The sequence below is a fragment of the Myxococcales bacterium genome, assembly GCA_012517325.1.
In the GTDB taxonomy this organism is placed as follows: Bacteria; Lernaellota; Lernaellaia; order Lernaellales; family Lernaellaceae; genus JAAYVF01.
This window is the reverse complement of the sequence record JAAYVF010000009.1, coordinates 1-18,220: the sequence shown is the minus strand read 5'-3', so window position 1 is coordinate 18,220 and position 18,220 is coordinate 1. Positions and strand designations below refer to the sequence as shown.

At 59.9% G+C, this 18,220-nt stretch carries 10 protein-coding genes, 1 tRNA gene and 1 pseudogene; 8 read left to right on the top strand and 4 right to left on the bottom strand.

The window, feature by feature from the left end; genetic code table 11:
- The 3 genes from GX444_02175 to asnB form a co-directional block, all read right to left on the bottom strand.
- Nucleotides 1-1,644, bottom strand: coding sequence for a DUF2339 domain-containing protein (locus GX444_02175; protein ID NLH47387.1), 1,644 nt, complete (start codon nt 1,642-1,644; stop codon nt 1-3).
- A 78-nt stretch (nt 1,645-1,722) separates the two neighbouring features.
- The gene (locus GX444_02170) at nt 1,723-3,342 is read right to left on the bottom strand and encodes a hypothetical protein (protein ID NLH47386.1); all 1,620 of its coding nucleotides are present in this window, start codon (nt 3,340-3,342) and stop codon (nt 1,723-1,725) included.
- Between the two features lie 9 nt (nt 3,343-3,351).
- The gene (gene asnB, locus GX444_02165) at nt 3,352-5,325 is read right to left on the bottom strand and encodes an asparagine synthase (glutamine-hydrolyzing) (GenBank protein ID NLH47385.1); all 1,974 of its coding nucleotides are present in this window, start codon (nt 5,323-5,325) and stop codon (nt 3,352-3,354) included.
- A gap of 282 nt (nt 5,326-5,607) precedes the next feature.
- On the opposite strand from asnB, the gene GX444_02160 reads away from it, so the two are divergent.
- The 8 genes and pseudogenes from GX444_02160 to carB all read left to right on the top strand — a co-directional run bounded on the left by GX444_02160 (nt 5,608) and on the right by carB (nt 16,301).
- Nucleotides 5,608-7,389, top strand: a complete 1,782-nt coding sequence (locus GX444_02160; GenBank protein ID NLH47384.1) for a hypothetical protein — start codon at nt 5,608-5,610, stop codon at nt 7,387-7,389.
- 186 nt (nt 7,390-7,575) lie between these two features.
- Nucleotides 7,576-7,648, top strand: a tRNA-Pro gene (locus GX444_02155).
- A gap of 30 nt (nt 7,649-7,678) precedes the next feature.
- A complete protein-coding gene (gene prmC, locus GX444_02150) occupies nt 7,679-8,539 on the top strand; it encodes a peptide chain release factor N(5)-glutamine methyltransferase (protein ID NLH47383.1) in 861 nt (286 codons plus the stop codon).
- On the top strand, nt 8,540-9,805 hold the full coding sequence (murA, locus tag GX444_02145) for a UDP-N-acetylglucosamine 1-carboxyvinyltransferase (protein ID NLH47382.1): 1,266 nt from the start codon (nt 8,540-8,542) through the stop codon (nt 9,803-9,805).
- A 156-nt stretch (nt 9,806-9,961) separates the two neighbouring features.
- Nucleotides 9,962-10,129, top strand: a pseudogene (locus GX444_02140) (helix-turn-helix domain-containing protein).
- A gap of 39 nt (nt 10,130-10,168) precedes the next feature.
- Complete coding sequence (gene pyrG, locus GX444_02135; GenBank protein ID NLH47381.1) at nt 10,169-11,857, top strand: CTP synthase (glutamine hydrolyzing); 1,689 nt, start codon at nt 10,169-10,171, stop codon at nt 11,855-11,857.
- Nucleotides 11,858-11,866: 9 nt separating this feature from the next.
- Nucleotides 11,867-13,012 (top strand): glutamine-hydrolyzing carbamoyl-phosphate synthase small subunit, encoded by a 1,146-nt coding sequence (gene carA / locus GX444_02130; protein NLH47380.1) that lies wholly within the window; start codon nt 11,867-11,869, stop codon nt 13,010-13,012.
- A 40-nt stretch (nt 13,013-13,052) separates the two neighbouring features.
- On the top strand, nt 13,053-16,301 hold the full coding sequence (gene carB, locus GX444_02125; GenBank protein NLH47379.1) for a carbamoyl-phosphate synthase large subunit: 3,249 nt from the start codon (nt 13,053-13,055) through the stop codon (nt 16,299-16,301).
- 21 nt (nt 16,302-16,322) lie between these two features.
- Here carB and GX444_02120 read toward each other — a convergent pair whose 3' ends face one another.
- Complete coding sequence (locus GX444_02120; GenBank protein ID NLH47378.1) at nt 16,323-17,942, bottom strand: DUF2334 domain-containing protein; 1,620 nt, start codon at nt 17,940-17,942, stop codon at nt 16,323-16,325.
- Nucleotides 17,943-18,220 lie beyond the last annotated feature (278 nt).

The window sequence follows — 18,220 nt, the reverse complement described above, 5'->3', positions numbered from 1 at the left end:
TTATTGCGGCGCGGTGGTTTCGTTCAAATGAATGCGAAAGCCGCCGACGGCGGTGGTCGCCAGCAGGTTTTGTTGATCGCAATCCCAATTCAAGGTGCGCAGCAACGGGCCGAGGGTCCAGGAACGGATTTTTTCACCGCCGGGTAGCCGGTGTTCGATCACCTCGCCGGTCGCGTAATTCCAGGAAAAGACGTGTCGCTGGTCGTTTTTGTCCACGAGAACATTTCGCACTCCCGGATTGGCTTTGAATTGTGAAATGTACTCGAGCGTGTCCAGATTTCTCACCGTTATAATCCCGGCGATCATGTTTGCCAGATAAATGGTTCGCAATTGCTCGTCGACCGCGAATTGATTGAACGGCGATAAATAATACAACTTCAGCGGCAGAAGAGGTTGTTTTTTCACGATCGTGTTTGTTTCCAGGTTATAAAGCGCGATTTCATGGCGGTGGTTGTATTGATTGACCACCACCATTTTCGGACTGACGGCGACGCATTGTTCGCCGTATACCCGCCGATTGATTTGGCTGATGTCTCCCTCGCGATTCGCCCTAAAAAACAGACATTCGCTCAGCGAAGATAATTCCTCTTTTCTCTGCGAAACAATCAACAGCTCCCAATCGGGATAATAATTGAGATAATAGACATCGCCCAAGGGTGCGTCGCGATATCCGACAATTTGCTTTGTATCGAGATTGACCAGCAAAAATTTACCTTTAGAACAGGTCACCCAAAGCGGACCGATGGAGATCGATTTATCCGGTGATTCATCGTCGAGATTCAGTTTGGTGACGATCCCGTCGTCGATGATTGCGGCGCTTTGCGAAATCGCATGTGGAGTGACGATTGTATTCCCCGTCGCTTTGTTGCACCGCATTTCCATCCGCGAGCGCGGGATCCTTTTGTTGTAATTTCCCACGAATATCGCTTCGACGCCAAACTGTGAAAATATCCTCTCCTGTTCCTCGATGGTCAAATTCAGGTATTTGCCTTCTTGGATCGGCAAGGCAATCAGCAAAAAAACCATCGCTCCCTTGAAAAACAGCGGCGGTTTCTTTGGTCCACCGGCATACCAGGTAACCGCCAACCACACCAACAAACAAAAATATGCAATGAAAACGGTTATTTCTTTGTTGTCGGCCCTGGGCATTTGCAGGCACCACATCGTGACTACCCATGTCGCCAACAGGAGGCACGAAAGGATATTTTTCTTGGAATAATGACCGGCAAGCATCAGGAGGGAGACCATGGCCGCAGCTGGAAAATACCAGGAATGAGTGGTAAAAATAGCATTGGCCAGACTTGGGGCGGTCACCCCCACCATTGCGGCAAGCAACAAAGGAACGAAATACCGGGATATATTATGGCTGGTCCATCTTTTATAACCGAGGTAACCGACTCCCATTGATATCAACAAAATACCAATCTCCAACAACGGCGGATATTTAAGGAACCAGTCATGGTTCCAAAAGCGGGATGGAGAAATAAAAAGATAAACCGAAAGGGCAAGCGGAAATACGATCCGCATTTTCCGCATGAAAGCGATTTCCTGACCGGCCTCTTGGCCGGCGGCAACCATTGTGCCGAAAGGTGGTTCCCCTAACTTCTTCACCGTAGTCTCTCGCATAAATTCAACGGGTTGCATCGGGTTTATCTCCCAGGTGAACAAGGACTTCCAAGACGAAGTCGCAAGCCGATTGAAAATATTTTTATGGCGATTTATTCAGTCCAAGTGAATACGAAAACCACCTAAAACGGTTGTCGCCAACAAATCCTTATCATTGCAGTCCCAGTTCAAGGTGCGCAACAATGGACCAAGCGTCCAGGAACGCACTTTTTCCCCACCGGGAATTCGATGTTCGATCACTTCACCCGTGGCATAATTCCAAGAATATATATGGCGCGGATCTTTATTATCCACCAAGACATTTCGCACTCCCGGATTGGTTTTAAACTGCGAAATATATTCCAGGGTATCCATATTTCTGACCACGATGACTCCCGGATACATAATCGCCGCATAGAAAACCCGGTGCCGGTAATCGACCGCGAATTGGTGAAATGGAATATAATATTCCTTGATGGGCAACCGAGGCATTTTCTTCAAGATAGTGTTCGTTTCCAGATCATACAAGGCAATAATGTCCTTCTGGTTGTATCGGCTGATGAGAATTGTTTTTTTATCAATGGCGATGCATTGTTCCCCCTTTACGTAACGATCGCTAATGTGATGGATATTTCCCTGTTCATCCGCGTTGAAAAACAGGCATTCCCGCGTGCCGAACATCTCTCTATTTCTCTGCGAAACAACCAACAGGTTCCACTCCGGATTATAATTAAGATAATAAACATCTCCCAAGGGAGCGGCGACGCGGCGCTTGATTTCTTTTCTTTCCACATCGACCAATAAAAAATTTCCCTTGGAAGTGGTTAACCAGAACGGCCCAATGAAAGTCGATTGATCCGGTGATTCACCTCCTAGCGCCAGGTTGGTGACCGCCCCATGATCGACGATCGACATGTTATTCGAAATAGCATGTGGCGAAACGATCTGATTTCCTGATGCCAGATCGCATTTCATTTCCATGCGCGAAAATGGAATCTTTTCGTCATCATTACCGATAAAAATCGCCTCCACCCCCGGCTGCGAGAAAATCCGTTTTTGTTCCCGGTCCGACATGTGCAGGTATTTGCCTTCCTGAATCGGCAAGGCAATCAGAACAAACGCCATCGCACCTTTGAAAAAAAGTGGCGGCTTTTTCTGCTCACCGGCAAACCATTCGGTCGCCAACCACACCAACAATCCCAAATAGACGATCAAGGCGTGGATTTCTTTCGCTTCAATCCGAGACATTTGTAAACACCACATTGAGATAACCCAGACGGCGAGAACCAGAAAATAAAGTGTTTTGTTTCGGCAATAATGACCGGCGAGCATCAGAATAGTGACCAGCGCCGAGATGGGGAAATACATGGACTGGGTGGTGAAAATGGCCAACATCAGGCGGAACGCGGTTATCACCGCCAACGCAGCCAGAAATAAATAAATGAAATATCGTGAAAAATTGCGGCTATTCCACCTCTTATAACCAAGACATCCGATCCCCAATGATATCAATAAAAAAACAATGGTAAACAACAGCGAATTACTTAATATCCGTGATTGACTCAAATACCGACTGGGAATAGTAAAAAGATAAACCGACAAGGCAAGCGGAAGGATGATCCGCATTTTACGCATGAAAACGATTTCTTGACCGTCCTTCCGGCGTACAATCAGATCATCGTAGAAAAGCGGTTTTCCTGCCTCCCACATCGCTGCCTCCCCGCAACTTCGCCGCATCGCCTCTCGCTAATTGAAATTCGGCTCTTCAACGAAATCGATTCGCGGTTCTCCTCCCCACGCCTGCAAATAGTCCTTGTAATTCTTCCGGTGAACGAACAAATCGTGCCAAATCAAAAAGTTCAAAACGCACCACAGGGAGCGCCCTTGATCCTTGCGTTGCTGAAAATGATCGGTCAGCAGTTCCTCAACGGCGCGCGGATCGAAGACGCCCGATCGCCGGATCGCCGCCGGCGTCAAATATTCGTTCACCAGCGGTTTCAGCCCGTGAAAAAACCACAGGGCATGCGGCATTTCCAAACCCATGTTTTTCCGCCGATAGATCTCGCGCGGCAGCAACGGTTTCATCGCTTGTTTTTCGAGATAGCGGCGGCGCAGGCCCTTGATTCGCAGATTCGGCGGAATCCGCGCGACGTATTCCAGCAGCAATCGATCCATCCAGGGGAATCGTCCGCTGATGGAATGGGCCATAAAGGTCCGGTCGTTTTTGACCATCAAATCGCCGATGAAATAGTACTTCAGGTCGATCAGCGAAATTTTGTTCAAGTCCTCGTTGAAATCGGACGCCGCGAACAGATCGGTGAAAAACCGTTCCGTCGGTTTCGCCGGCGCAAACGACGGCATCAACCGCCGTTTTTCCTCGCCGTTCAGCGCATGCCGCCAATAATAGTGCGCCGCGGCGGTGTCCAATTCGGCGCCCTCGGCAAATCGCCGGGCGACAAAATCGAAAGTCAGCTTTTCCAGACGCACCGGCAGCCGGGAAACCGCCGACCGAATCAATCGCCGCAACGGCGAGGGAACCCAGGCGCGGTAAAGTTTCCTGGCCTTGAAGGCGACATGAGTCTCGTAGGCGTTGAACGTCTCGTCGCCGCCCTCGCCGGAAAGCATGACCGCGATACCGTCGCGCCGCGCGGCTTCCGCCAACAAGAACGAAGGCACCGCGGCCCCGTCCCCGGTCGGCTCGTCCATGTAGGCCAACTGCCGGACCAGATTGTCGGCGACCTCTTGCGGCCCGACGCGAACGTAATGGTGAATGGGCCTGGCGAAATCGACCATGATGTTCTGATAGCGCGTTTCGTCGAAACTTTTTTCCGCCATGCCGATGCTGTAGGTGTGGATCTGCCGGGACTGGCCGAGATCGCGAGCCAGCGCCAGCATGGAACTTGAATCGATTCCTCCGGAAAGCGTCAGGCCGACCGGCACATCGGCGACCAAATTACGCTTGACACTATCGCGCATGATTTCGCGCAGCTCCGTCGTCGCCCTTTCCTCGGTCAGCGAATAATCGGGGTCGTAACGGATCGGGTAATACTCGTTTTCGCGGAATTCGCCTTTGGCCAGATCGATTTCGATCAACCGACCGCCGTACAGTTCCTTGACCTGCTTGAACGGCGTCATGGTATCGGGAATATAGGCCAGCGACAGATAATGATAGATTGCCTCGAGATCGATTTCATCGGAAAAACAGGACAACTCGAGGAACGCTTTGATCTCGGAGGAAAAATAAAGTTTTTCGCCGTGCCGGAGATAAAAGAGCGGGCGGATGCCGAAAAAATCCCGGACAATGAACGCCTTTTGCGCCCGCCGATCCACCAGACAAAAAGCGAACTGACCGGTGAGTTTTTGGACGAACTCGATGCCGAACCGTTGGTACATCCGCACCAGTACTTCCGTATCGGTTTGGGAAAGCAACGGCGCCTCGCGAGCCAACCCGTTTGGCTCGATCAATTGGCGATAATTGGAAATAAATCCGTTGTAGGTGATCCAGACGGACCGATCCGCCGAAGCAAAAGGCATATGCCCGTTTGCCGACAGATCGGTAATGATCAGCCGCGTGTTGCCGAGGACGAAATGAGAACCGATTGCCAATCCCCAGTCATCGGGACCCCGATGCCGGAGAACGGAAGTCATCCGCTTAATTTCAAGGATATCCGTTTCGTCGACAGGCCCACGCAGGTTGAATAGACCTGCGATGCCACACACGAACGCGTGCCCTCCCGTGTTTCTTTTTGCTCAGTTACTCCGAATAGTCAAGTCTATTATTGTATCGAGCCATCAATCGGCACCCGGTAAAAATGCGAGCAATATCCCGCACCGATCAAAAACAAACCGAATTAATCATCTTTCCCTTACCCGATCGATCAGGCTTGGCTCCTCTTTTCTGTATCCTCCATTGACAAAATGCCCCGTTTCTCGGCATACTTTTGACGATTGGGATATAACCAACCGAAATGATCATTTCTCTTCGCGAATAGGGGGACAGAGATGAAGAAACTCGTCTGGTTGGCGACTCTCGGGCTGCTGGTTTGCGGCCTGGCGACCACCGCGGCGGCGGAATACGGCACTTGGGAACTGGCCTCCGAATTGGCCGGACTCCCGCCCGGACTCTCCAACGCCAGTTACCTGGGGATCGCCTCCGCCAACGAAACGCGCCTGTACACCGTCGGCCTTTATCAAAGTTCATCGCTCGGCATGCAGAACGGCTGGCGCAGCGACGACGGCGGTTACTACTATACGCCGATCAGCGGGCTGGATTTCTCCAGCATGCCCAACGAATGCTACATGTGGCAGATCATGAACATGATGCTGGCCGTGGCTTCCTCAGGCGGCGACAATGTCCAGATGTTCGGCTTCGGCGTCAACCAGGAATGCCTGGATACCGTACCCTTCCCGGCCTGCATGTTCGTCTGCATGATGCAACTGATCCCCATGATCCAATACTCGGACGACGGCGGCGCGACCTGGGAACAGGGCGTCGTCAATCCGACCACCTTCCTGACGACAATCAATAACGTCGACTACGCCGACGAAACGGTCGGCTACGTGGTCGGCGGCCCGAACTTCATCGCGCGGACGCAGGACGGCGGCAAGAACTGGAACAAGATCAACGCCCCCGGCGACACCCAGACCTACTTCAACGACGTGGCTTTCTCCACGGCCGAATACGGCTTCGTCATCGCCGGCGACATGGAAGGCGACGACGATGACGACGACACCTGGGCCGAGGACAAGAGCGTCGATTCCTGGGATACCAGCGCGCCGGCGCCCGATTACAACACCATGCGCGAGGTTTACAACAAGCTGGCCCATCAAGCGCGCCTCGCGCACGATCCCATCTACCGGATGGAATCCCGCAACGAAAATCCCGGCGCCGCGAAGGGCACCAACGGCCGCATCTGGCGCACGACCGACGGCGGCATGACCTGGGAACTGGTGCTCAGCGAACCGCTGCAAACCTTCTACATCATTCAACAAGTGAACGATGACGAACTTTGGGTGCTCGGCGAACCGCACATCATGACGACCAACGTGTTCAGCCTCTGGAAGACCGCCGACGGCGGCACCACCTGGGAAGACGTCACCTCGCGCGTGCCGCTGCCGAACATCCCCAGCATCGCCGCTTTCGCCATCGGCGCGATGTCCTTCCAACCCAGCGGCGTGGTCGGTCTCCTGGGCGGCGCCGGCCAGTCCATGTTGGGCGCCTACAAATCGCTGTTGTATTACTCCGACGACCGCGGCGAAACGTGGCAGGTCGACTCCTCCGTCATCGACTGGGGGCACCCGATCATCGCCTTCGATTGGCAGAGCAACAAACTCGGCTGGCAAGCCGGGTTTGACCTGAGCACCTATCGTTACACCCAAAACAACTCGGCCCCCGTGGCCGACGCCGGTCCCGACCAGACCGTGCCGGTCGGCACGACCGTCACCCTGGACGGCAGCGGCTCCTACGACCCGGATGACGACCCGATCACTTACGACTGGGCGTTGACCGGCGGGCCGGGCGCGACGCTTTCCGACGCCGCGGCGGTGAAGCCGACGTTCCTGGCCGACGCGGTCGGCGAATTGACCTTCACCCTGACCGTCAGCGACGGCACGGACGCGACCAGCGACGATGTTCTGATCACCGTCACCGGCGCGGGCGACGATGACGCGGCCGACGACGACGTGGTCGACGACGACGCGGCCGACGACGACAATGCCGACGACGACAACGGCGACGACGACAACGACGACGATGACGACGACAGCGGTTCTTGCGGATGTTGATCTGGCTTTAGACTGCTAGCCGCAGACAATGGTTGATCGGAGGCGGCCCCTTTCCGGGGCCGCCTCGCATTTAAGCGTTGGGCGACCTCGACGAGCGGCTTTCGAGGGTCCGGTCCGCTTTTTTTTCAACGCCGTTTTCCGCCTTGCCGCTCGGCGGGTCGTCATGCTATTTTGCGGGCCGCTCGTCGGGGCGTGGCGCAGCTGGTAGCGCACCGGTTTTGGGAGCCGGGGGTCGCCGGTTCAAATCCGGCCGCCCCGATTTGATTCTCCGGCCGAACAATGGGTCAAGATGGAACGGTGGACGGTCCTCAGCCTGCTGAATTGGTGCCGGGATTTTTTCGCCGGCAAAGGCATCGCCACCGCCCGCCTCGACGCCGAACTGCTGCTCGCCCACGTGCTGGGCACCGACCGCCTGGGCCTTTATCTGCGTTACGATCAGCCGCTCGAAGCCGCCGAATTGCAAACCCTGCACGAACTGGTGGCCCGGCGCGGCCGGCGCGAACCCCTGGCGCATTTGTTGGGAACAAAAGAATTCTACAGCTTGTCGTTTCTGTCGGACGGTCGCGTGCTGACGCCGCGGCCGGAAACCGAATTGCTCGTGGACAAAACCCTGGAAGCTCTCGCCGCCGACGCGCCACAACGCCTGTGCGAGATCGGTGTCGGCAGCGGTTGCGTGACGATCGCCCTGGCGACCCAACGGCCGCTCTGGCGATTCACGGCCACCGACATTTCGGCGGCGGCGCTCGGCGTGGCGGCGGAAAATTTGCGGCGGCACGGCGTGGCGGATCGAGTGACGCTTTACGAGGCCGACTTGTTCGCCGCGGACCCGGAGCCGTATGACGCGGTCCTCAGCAATCCGCCGTACCTGACCACCGCCGAATGCGGCGCCGCCATGCCGGAAGTGGCGCAATACGAACCGGCGACGGCCCTGGACGGCGGCGACGACGGTCTGGCGGTGATTCGGCGGCTCATCGCCGCGGCGCCGGAACGGCTGCGGCCCGGGGGGTTGCTGGCGCTGGAATGCGGTGCCGGGCAGTCGCCGGCGGTGCTGGCGCTGTTGCGGGAATCCGGCGCCTTTACGACGATGGCCGCGTGGCGCGACCTGGCGGGAACCGAACGGGTGTTGACCGCCCGGCGAAGGGAAAATTAGATGCAGAAAATGGTGATTCAAGGCGGGCAACGCCTGTTGGGTGAAGTGAACATCAGCGGGGCCAAGAACGCCGCGCTGCCGATGCTGTGCGCGACCTTGCTGACCGAGGCGCCGTGCGTCCTGCGCGGTGTGCCGGCGCTGCGCGACATTCGCACGATCAATCAACTGCTGACCGGCCTGGGGCTCAAGATCGCCCACGAAAACGGCGACGTCCGCCTCGATCCGCGCCAGGTGATCAGCCACGAAGCGCCTTACGAAATCGTCAAGACGATGCGCGCCGGCGTTTTGGCGCTCGGCCCGCTGCTGGCCCGCCTCGGCCGCGCCCGCGTCTCTCTGCCCGGCGGCTGCGCCATCGGCGCCCGCCCCGTGGATCAACACCTCAAGGGCCTTGAAAAAATGGGCGCGACGATTCAGATCGAACACGGCTACATCGAGGCCGAAGCCCCGCACGGCCTGCGGGGAGAGGCCATCGCTTTCGACACCGTGACCGTCGGCGGCACCGAAAATCTGATGATGGCCGCGGCGCTGGCCGAGGGTGAAACGGTTTTGCAGAACGCCGCCCGCGAGCCGGAAATCGTCGCCCTGGCCGAGTGGCTGCGCGGCATGGGCGCGAAAATCGACGGCGACGGCACCGAAACGATCCGCATTCGCGGCGTCAAGGAACTGGGCGGCGTCGATCAGCGGCTCATTCCCGACCGCATCGAAACCGGCACCCTGATCGTGGCGGCCGGCATCACCAAGGGCAACGTGCTCCTGCGCGGGGCGCGCCTGGATCACCTGAACCGGGTGGTTGAAAAACTGCGTCAGGCCAGCCTGACCATCGAGCCGGAAAACGGCGGCGTGCGCGTCATCGGCCCGCACCGCCCGACGCCGACCGATGTGAAGACCTCGCCCTATCCCGGCTTCCCGACCGACATGCAGGCCCAGGTGATGGCGCTGATGTGCCTCGCCGACGGGCTTTCGGTCATCTCCGAAACCATTTTCGAAAATCGCTTCATGCACGTGCTGGAACTGCAACGCATGGGCGCCCGGATCACCATCGAGGGGCACAGCGCCCTGGTGCGCGGCATCCCGCTGCTGACCGGCGCGCCGGTCATGGCCACCGATCTGCGGGCGTCGGCCAGCCTGGTGCTCGCCGGCCTGGCCGCCGAAGGGACCACCGAGGTGCAACGCATCTACCACCTGGATCGCGGCTACGAAGGCCTGGACGTCAAGCTCAACTCGCTGGGCGCGAAGATCACCCGCGTCGACCAGGATAAGCCGTAATTTTATTTATATCGAATAGTTAGAATCTACTAAGCAATTCGACCAAGAAAAAATCAGCGCTTTGTCAGCCTTTTCTTGACCATTCGGTTGAAATCTGTTATACATATCTCCCGGCCTAAATGACCACCACTGACAATCACTGGAGACTAGTTATCAATGAAAGACCTCAGTAATTTTCTGAGCCTTGAAGACGTGGCCGAACGACTGAAGATTTCAATCAGCACTGTCAGGCGCTGGGTAAAATCCGATGAATTAAAGGCGATCAAGGTCGGCAATCGTGGCCAATACCGCATCAATCCCGATGATTTAGACGCATTTCTGGCCGAAGAAACCGGCAAAGCGCCCGAGGTTCACGAGCGCGGGATGCTCGTCCATGACGCCGATTGGGACAAATCGGTCGAATACGGCCGGCGCAACACCAAATACATCATCGTTATCGGCGGCGTGCTGTCGGGCCTAGGCAAGGGCATCGCGGCGGCCTCGATCGGCAAACTGCTGGCCTCGCGCCTGTCAATCGTGCCGATCAAATGCGACGGCTACCTCAACACCGACCCCGGCACGATGAACCCGATCGAGCACGGCGAGGTTTTCGTTCTGGACGACGGCGGCGAAGTGGACATGGATTTCGGCCACTACGAGCGCTACCTCGGCGTCACCTGCCAGTTCGAATGGAATCTGACGATGGGCAAGGTCTACAAGATGATCATGGAGCGCGAGCGCCGGGGCGACTACCTGGGGCAGACCGTGCAGCTCATTCCCCACGTCACCGACTGCATCAAGGATTGGTTCTACAACATCCCCGGCCGCACCAAGGCCGACATCGGCCTGATCGAGATCGGCGGCACCATCGGCGACATGGAGAACGAACTGTACATCGAGGCGGTGCGCCAACTGCGCCAGGAAGTCGGCGAGGACAACACGCTGATCGTCCTGTTGACCTACGTTCCCATTCCGGCGGGCATCGAGGAACAGAAATCGAAGCCGACGCAGCAGGCGGTGAAGCTGCTCAACGAGCGCGGCCTGCAACCCGACGTGATCATCGGCCGCAGCCCGCGGCGCCTCACCGACAAGATCAAAAAGAAGATCGCCCTGTTCTGCAACATCGACCAGCGCGCCGTGATCTCCGGCGTCGACGTCGACACGGTCTACCGCATTCCGCTGGGGTTCGAGGAGGAAGGGCTGACCGAAATCCTGCACAAGAAACTGAAAATCTATTCGCCGCCCGACCTGGCCCAATGGCGGTCGCTGGTCGGCGCGCTGACCCGCGCCGACGGCCCGCTGGTGCGCGTGGCGATCTGCGGCAAGTACACCGACCTGCACGATTCCTACGCCAGCATCATCGAGGCGATTCGCCACAGCGGCGCGCACATCGACGGGCGGGTGCGGATCGACTGGCTGGAAACCTCCGAGCTGGAGCGCTCCGGCGCCGACCCGTTGCCGCTGCTGCAGGGCATCGACGCGGTGATCGTGCCCGGCGGCTTCGGCACGCGCGGCATCGAGGGCAAGATCAAGGTCATCCAGTGCTGCCGCGAAAACGGCATTCCGTTCCTCGGCATCTGCTACGGGATGCAACTCGCCGTGGTCGAATACTCGCGCCACATGCTCGGCCTGAATGGCGCCCACACCATGGAGGCCGCCGCCGAGGGCTACACGGTCGAGCACCCGGTGGTCTGCATCCTGCCCGAGCAGATCAACGTGACCCAGAAGGGCGGCACCATGCGCCTGGGCGGCCACGACGTGATCGTCGTTCCCGGCAGCCGCGCCCAGCAGATCTACGACGGCAAGGCCCTGATCCGCGAACGTTTCCGCCACCGCTTCGAGGTCAATCCGGAATACGTGCCGCGGCTCGAGGCGGCCGGCCTGGTGTTCTCCGGCCACAACAAGGACGGCCGCATCAAACAGATCATGGAACTGCCGGACCACCCGTATTTTATGGGGTGCCAGTTCCACCCCGAACTGACCTCCAAGCTCGAGGCGCCGGCGCCGCTGTTCCGCGACTTGATCCGCACCGCTTTCCAGCGTAAGAATCCGTCCGCCAACGGCGGCTGCTAGGGGAACCGGATGAACGAAAAACAAAAAGCAATGCTGGTGCTGGCCGACGGCCGGGCCTTTCCCGGCTGGTCGGTCGGCGCGCGCGGCGAAGCGATCGGCGAGGTCGTTTTCAATACCTCGATGATGGGGTACCAGGAAATCCTCACCGACCCGTCCTACGCCGGCCAGATCGTCACGATGACCTATCCGCTCATCGGCAACTACGGCGTCAACGCCGAGGACGTCGAGGCCGGCCGGCCCTATCTGCAGGGGTTCGTCGTGCGCGAGGCCGCCGAGCATCCCAGCAACTGGCGCAGCGAGCTGACGCTGCACGAGTACCTGGCGAAACACCACATCGTCGGCATCGCCGGAGTCGACACGCGCGCGCTGACCCGGCACCTGCGCGAGGCGGGCGCGCAAATGGGCGTCATCTCCACCGAACGTCTGCAGCCCAAGGCGCTGGCCGCGATCGCCGCCGCGGCGCCGCCGCTGGAAGGGCGCGACCTGGTGCGCGAGGTGACCTGCGCGCGGCCTTATCAGTGGAACGAAAGCATCTGGTCGCCGCGGCGCGGCTACACCAACGCGCTGGCCCAGGAAGGCGCGTTTCACGTCGTCGCCTTCGACTTCGGCATCAAGCGCAACATCCTGCGCAACCTGATCGCGGCCGGCTGCCGGGTGGAAATTGTACCCGCGACCACCACGGCGGCGGAAGTGCTGGCCTATCATCCCGACGGCGTTTTCCTCTCCAACGGGCCGGGCGACCCGGCGGCGGTGACTTACGCCGTCGAGGCGGCGAAAGGCCTGCTGGGCAAAAAGCCGATTTTCGGCATTTGCCTCGGTCACCAGATTCTCTGCCTGGCGCTCGGCGGGCGCACCTACAAGCTCAAGTACGGCCACCACGGCGGCAACCAGCCGGTGATGGATCTGACGACCGGCAAGGTGGAAATCACGGCGCAGAACCACGGTTTCGCGGTGGACATCGATTCGCTGGGCGGTCACGTGGCCTGCACCCACCTGAATCTGAACGACCGGACCGTGGAGGGCATGGCCCACCGGAAGCTGCCGGTTTTCGCCGTGCAGTACCACCCGGAAGCGTCGCCGGGACCGCACGACGCGCGCTACCTGTTCGGGCGTTTCGTCGATCTGATGAAGCAACACCAACGGAAGCGGTCGTAACCGCGCCGCCCCGGCGCCGGCGACCGAAAGGAGCGAAAGCGTGCCGCAACGCACCGACCTCAAGAGCATCCTGATCCTGGGCAGCGGGCCGATCGTCATCGGCCAGGCGTGCGAATTCGATTACTCCGGCACCCAATCGTGCCGGGTGCTGAAAAAACTGGGCTACCGGATCGTGCTGATCAACTCGAACCCGGCGACGATCATGACCGACCCGGAACTGGCCGACCGGACGTACGTCGAGCCGCTGACGCCGGGCGTCGTGGCCCGCATCATCGAACGCGAAAAGCCCGACGCGCTGTTGCCGACGATGGGCGGCCAGACCGCGCTGAACCTGGCCTTCGAGCTGCACCAGCGCGGCGTGTTGCGGCAGAACAACGTCGAGCTGATCGGCGCCAAGTTCGAGGCGATCCAGAAGGCCGAGAGCCGTGAGCTGTTCGCCGCGGCGATGCGGCGCATCGGCCTGGAAGTGCCGCGCGGCCGGTTCGTGCGCAGCCTCGACGAGGCGCTGAAACTGGTCGAGGAGATCGACTTTCCGGTCATCTTGCGCCCCGCCTTCACCCTGGGCGGCACCGGCGCCGGCACCGCGTTCCGCAAGAGCCAGTACAAGGCGATGATCGAAAACGCCCTGACGCTCAGCCCGGTGCACGAGGTGCTGGTCGAGGAATCGGTCATCGGCTGGAAGGAATTCGAGCTCGAGGTGATGCGCGACTTCAAGGACAACTTCGTCGTCGTCTGCTCGATCGAAAACCTCGACCCGATGGGCGTGCACACCGGCGACTCGATCACCGTCGCCCCCGCCCAGACCCTGACCGACAAGGAATACCAGATCATGCGCGACGCCGCGCGCCGCGTGATGACCGAGATCGGCGTTGAAACGGGCGGCTCGAACGTGCAATTCGCCGTCAACCCGAAGGACGGGCGGTTGGTGGTCATCGAGATGAACCCGCGCGTCTCGCGTTCGTCGGCTTTGGCTTCGAAGGCCACCGGCTTCCCGATCGCCAAGATCGCCGCGATGCTGGCCGTCGGCTTCACCCTCGACGAGATCCCCAACGACATCACCAAGAAAACGCCGGCCTGCTTCGAACCGTCGATCGACTATATCGTGACCAAGATCCCGCGCTGGGACTTCGAAAAATTTCCCGGCGCCGAGGACACGCTCGGCGTCCAGATGAAATCGGTCGGCGAGGCGATGGCCATCGGGCGCACCTTCCCCGAGTCGTTCCAGAAGGCCCTGCGCAGCCTGGAAATCGGCCGCTACGGCCTGGGCGGCGACGGCAAGGATCCGCTGGACGTGTACGATCCGCAGGCCGACGTCGCCGCGCTGAAAAAGACCGTCAAGGCCAAGCTGGCCAAGCCGCACCGCGACACCCTCTATTACGTGAAATACGGCCTGCAGCTCGGCCTGCCCGCGGCGGAACTGTCGCGCCTGACCGGCATCGATCCGTGGTTCATCCGCGAGATCGAGAAGATCGCGCGCGCCGAACAGGCCCTGAAGGGCCGCGACCTGGCGACCTTCGACCGCGACGAATTGCTCGCGGCCAAGCGCCTGGGCTTCTCCGACCGCCAGCTCGCCCACCTGTGCAAAACCGACGAGGCCGCGGTGCGCCGCCTGCGCAAACAGTTCAAGGTGCAGGCCGCCTTTAAAACGGTCGACACCTGCGCGGCGGAATTCGCGGCCGAGACGCCGTACTACTACTCGACCTACGAGCCGGAAAACGAGGCCGTTCCCAGCCGCAACAAAAAAGTGATCATCCTCGGCGGCGGGCCCAACCGCATCGGCCAGGGCATCGAGTTCGACTACTGCTGCGTGCACGGCGTCTTCGCCCTCAAGGAAGAGGGCTACGAAGTGCAGATGATCAACTGCAACCCCGAGACTGTCAGCACCGACTACGACATCACCGACCGGCTGTTTTTCGAGCCGCTGACCTTCGAGGACGTCATCCGGATCGTCGAAAACGAAAAACCGCTGGGCGTGATCGTGCAGTTCGGCGGCCAGACGCCGCTCAAGCTGGCGCTGCCGCTCGAACGGGCCGGCGTGCGCGTCCTGGGCACCTCGCCCGACTGCATCGACCTGGCCGAGGACCGCAAGCGCTTCGGCGCGCTGCTGCGCCGCCTGGGCATCGTCCACCCGGCGTACGGCACGGCGGTGTCGATCGCCGAGGCCCGCGAGGTCGCGCGCGGCATCGGCTACCCGGTGTTGGTGCGGCCGTCCTACGTGCTGGGCGGGCGGGCGATGCAGATCGTCTACGACGACCGCGGCCTGGCCGAGTACATGCGCAAGGCGGTCGAGGTTTCGCCCGACCACCCGGTGCTGATCGACAAGTTTCTCGAGGACGCTTTCGAGTTCGACGTCGACGCGATCTACGACGGCCGCCAGCTCTACATCGGCGCGGTCATGCAGCACATCGAGGAAGCGGGCATCCATTCCGGCGACAGCGCCTGCGTGCTGCCGCCCTACCTGATCGCCCCCGACCACCTCGAACGCATCGAGGACTACACGCGCACCCTCGCCCGCGAGCTGAAGGTCAAGGGATTGCTCAACATCCAGTTCGCGATGAAGGACGGCATCGTCTACGTGCTCGAGGTCAACCCGCGGGCCAGCCGCACCGTGCCCTTCGTCTCCAAGGCCACCGGCGTGCCCCTGGCGAAGGTGGCCGCCAAGGTGATGATCGGCCGCACCCTGGCCGAGCTGGGCCTGACCAAGACCCGCGCGCCGAAACACATTTCGGTGAAGGAAGCGGTGCTGCCGTTCAACAAATTCGCCAACGCCAGCGTGTTCCTCGGGCCGGAGATGCGCTCGACCGGCGAGGTGATGGGCATTTCACACAGTTTCGGCAACGCCTTCGCCAAGTCGCAGATCGCCGCCGGCGGCAGCCTGCCGACCGAGGGCAACGTCTTCATCAGCGTCAACGACTACGACAAGCTGCGCGTCATCCCGATCGCCCGCGATCTGCTCGAACTGGGCTTCGGCATTTACGCCACCGAGGGCACCTACCGGGCGCTGCTGGCCTGCGGCATCCGCGCCGAGAGCGTGCACAAGGTCGGCCGCGGCGAGCCCAACTCGCTGAGCCTGATCATCAAGAAGCAGATCGTCATGGTGATCAACACGCCGCTGGGCAAGGAATCGCGCAGCCACGAGTACGAGATCGGCCGCGTCGCCATCCAGCACAACGTGCCGTACATCACCACTCTCTCCGGCGCGTCGGCCGCCGTGCGCGGCATCATGGCGGTGAAGAGCAAGACCCTCGGGGTGCGCAGCCTCCAGGAATATCACGGGGACATGAAGTAGGCCGGAAGCGCCGTGAATTAATTAAAAGCACCCGCCCGAACCGCCGCCGTCGTCGTCATCGTCACCGGGCGCCGGCGTCGGGCTGACATCATCGTTGTCATCATTGTCGTTGTCGTTATTGTCGTTATCGTCGTTGTCATTGTCGTTATTGTCGTCGTCGTCATCGTCGCCGATCAATTCCGCGATGCTCACAAATTCGTAGCCCTGCTCGCGCAGCCCGTCGATGACCTCCCAGACGTCGTCCGGATTCACCAGGCCGTTGTGCGCGTAAAAGCACGCCGTGGCGTCGCGCACGATCGTCAGCCGGCGCGCTCTTTCCAGCAGGTCGGCGGGGCGCTGGCCCGGCACGGCCGGATTGATGTAGCCCAGATTCTCGGGAATGAAGCCCATGCCGTTGGAACCGACCGGGGAAACGTAGGGAAACACCTGGCTCGGCGGCGAGTAGGCGACGCCGAAACTCGCGGGCGCATCGACCGACAGCGGAAAGATCAGCGGCTGCTCGAAATCCCAGGCGAAGTATTCGGCGAAAACGCGGTAATCGCCGTGCGAGGCGCCGTAATGCGGCGTTTCCCAGATCAGCGGCCGCCAACCCTGTGCGGCGAACTCGGCCAGCCCGCTTTCGACCCGCCCCCGCGCCCACGCCGCCGAATCGCCGGGCAACGGCTCGTTGCCGGCGCCCTGCACGAATTCCCAATCGTTCAACGACACGCCGTTGTCGTGCTGGTGCGTAACGCCGTGCATGACCATCGTGCCGCCGTTCTTCAGCATGGCGTTGACCAGATCGACCAACTCCGGATCGTCCGGAAAGCGCTTCACGGTGCCCGGCGGATACAACACACCGATCGGGTCCACGAAAAAGGGCGTCAGATCGAACGCGAATGGAATCCCCTCGGCGGCGAGGGATTCGATCAGCGAGTACAACTCGTCGCAGTGCGTCGCTCCGGGCGCCAGGTCCTCCAGGCGCAGCAGCGCGGTCCGCCGGACCGGAACGCCGGGACCGAAAAACTCGTGCAGCGCGTCGGCGAAGACGAAATAGCGGTCGTCGGCCAGTTGCGAGAAAAACGGGATGTCGGCCCAATACCAGACGTTCGCGCCGCGCAGGAAATACGGGTAAGTCGCCGGCGGCACGCCGTCGTCGGCCACCACCGCGTACACTTCCGCGTCGTCCGTGAACTCCAGTTGATAGAAATCGAAAAGCTGCCGGCGGATCAGCCAGCGATCCTTGTATCGGATGCGGTCGAAGCCGGCGCCCAGCGTGTAATCCCGGTAGCGAAAACCCAGTTGATCGGCCACGCCGGGCAAATCGGTTAGTTGATCGATGCTGCCGCCGATCCAGAAAACCGGCCGCTCGCCCTGGGCCACGGCGGCCAGAAACGCCGGCGGCAACGGCCGATAAACGGTGCCGAGGTAGATCGCCCGGTCGAACGCCGACAGATCGCCCGCTTGATAACCGGCCACGTCGCGCTCGGTCAAATCCGTGTCGAAATGCCCGGCCAGGTTGTAGATCATGTTGGCCAGGGTGACGCCCATGCCGTTGGTTTGCCGATCGTAGTAAATGACCGTCGCCGCCCGGCTGGTTGCAGAAAAAGCGAGTATCCCGAGCAGGATGGGAAAAAGAAGCGAAACCCGCTTGGCCTTCATTCCCGTCTCCCCACAAGAAACGACCGCCAGCGTTCAGCAGATAATTATTTTTACAAACCCTGGGTCCAATGATATTCCTCCCGAAACGAAAAGCAACCGCTCGCGAACGACGCCTTGCCCCCCGTCGCCCGGCGGCCATGTTTATACTTAGGCAATATGTCCCCTCAACTGTGCAGCAAAAATGTCCCCTTGGTTACGTAGAGTTCGGAGCCGAGGCCTGATAGACCCACGTCCAGTTGGTTGTTCCCTTTCGATTTTCCGTTTTGCATCGGGCTTTG

Excerpts from the sequence above, each read along its gene's own strand:
- prmC (NLH47383.1), top strand. The coding sequence starts at position 7,679 with ATGGAACGGTGGACGGTCCTCAGCCTGCTGAATTGGTGCCGGGATTTT.
- GX444_02175 (NLH47387.1), bottom strand. The coding sequence starts at position 1,644 with ATGCAACCCGTTGAATTTATGCGAGAGACTACGGTGAAGAAGTTAGGG.
- murA (NLH47382.1), top strand. The coding sequence starts at position 8,540 with ATGCAGAAAATGGTGATTCAAGGCGGGCAACGCCTGTTGGGTGAAGTG.
- GX444_02120 (NLH47378.1), bottom strand. The coding sequence starts at position 17,942 with ATGAAGGCCAAGCGGGTTTCGCTTCTTTTTCCCATCCTGCTCGGGATA.
- GX444_02170 (NLH47386.1), bottom strand. The coding sequence starts at position 3,342 with ATGCGGCGAAGTTGCGGGGAGGCAGCGATGTGGGAGGCAGGAAAACCG.
- carA (NLH47380.1), top strand. The coding sequence starts at position 11,867 with ATGAACGAAAAACAAAAAGCAATGCTGGTGCTGGCCGACGGCCGGGCC.
- GX444_02160 (NLH47384.1), top strand. The coding sequence starts at position 5,608 with ATGAAGAAACTCGTCTGGTTGGCGACTCTCGGGCTGCTGGTTTGCGGC.
- pyrG (NLH47381.1), top strand. The coding sequence starts at position 10,169 with ATGCTCGTCCATGACGCCGATTGGGACAAATCGGTCGAATACGGCCGG.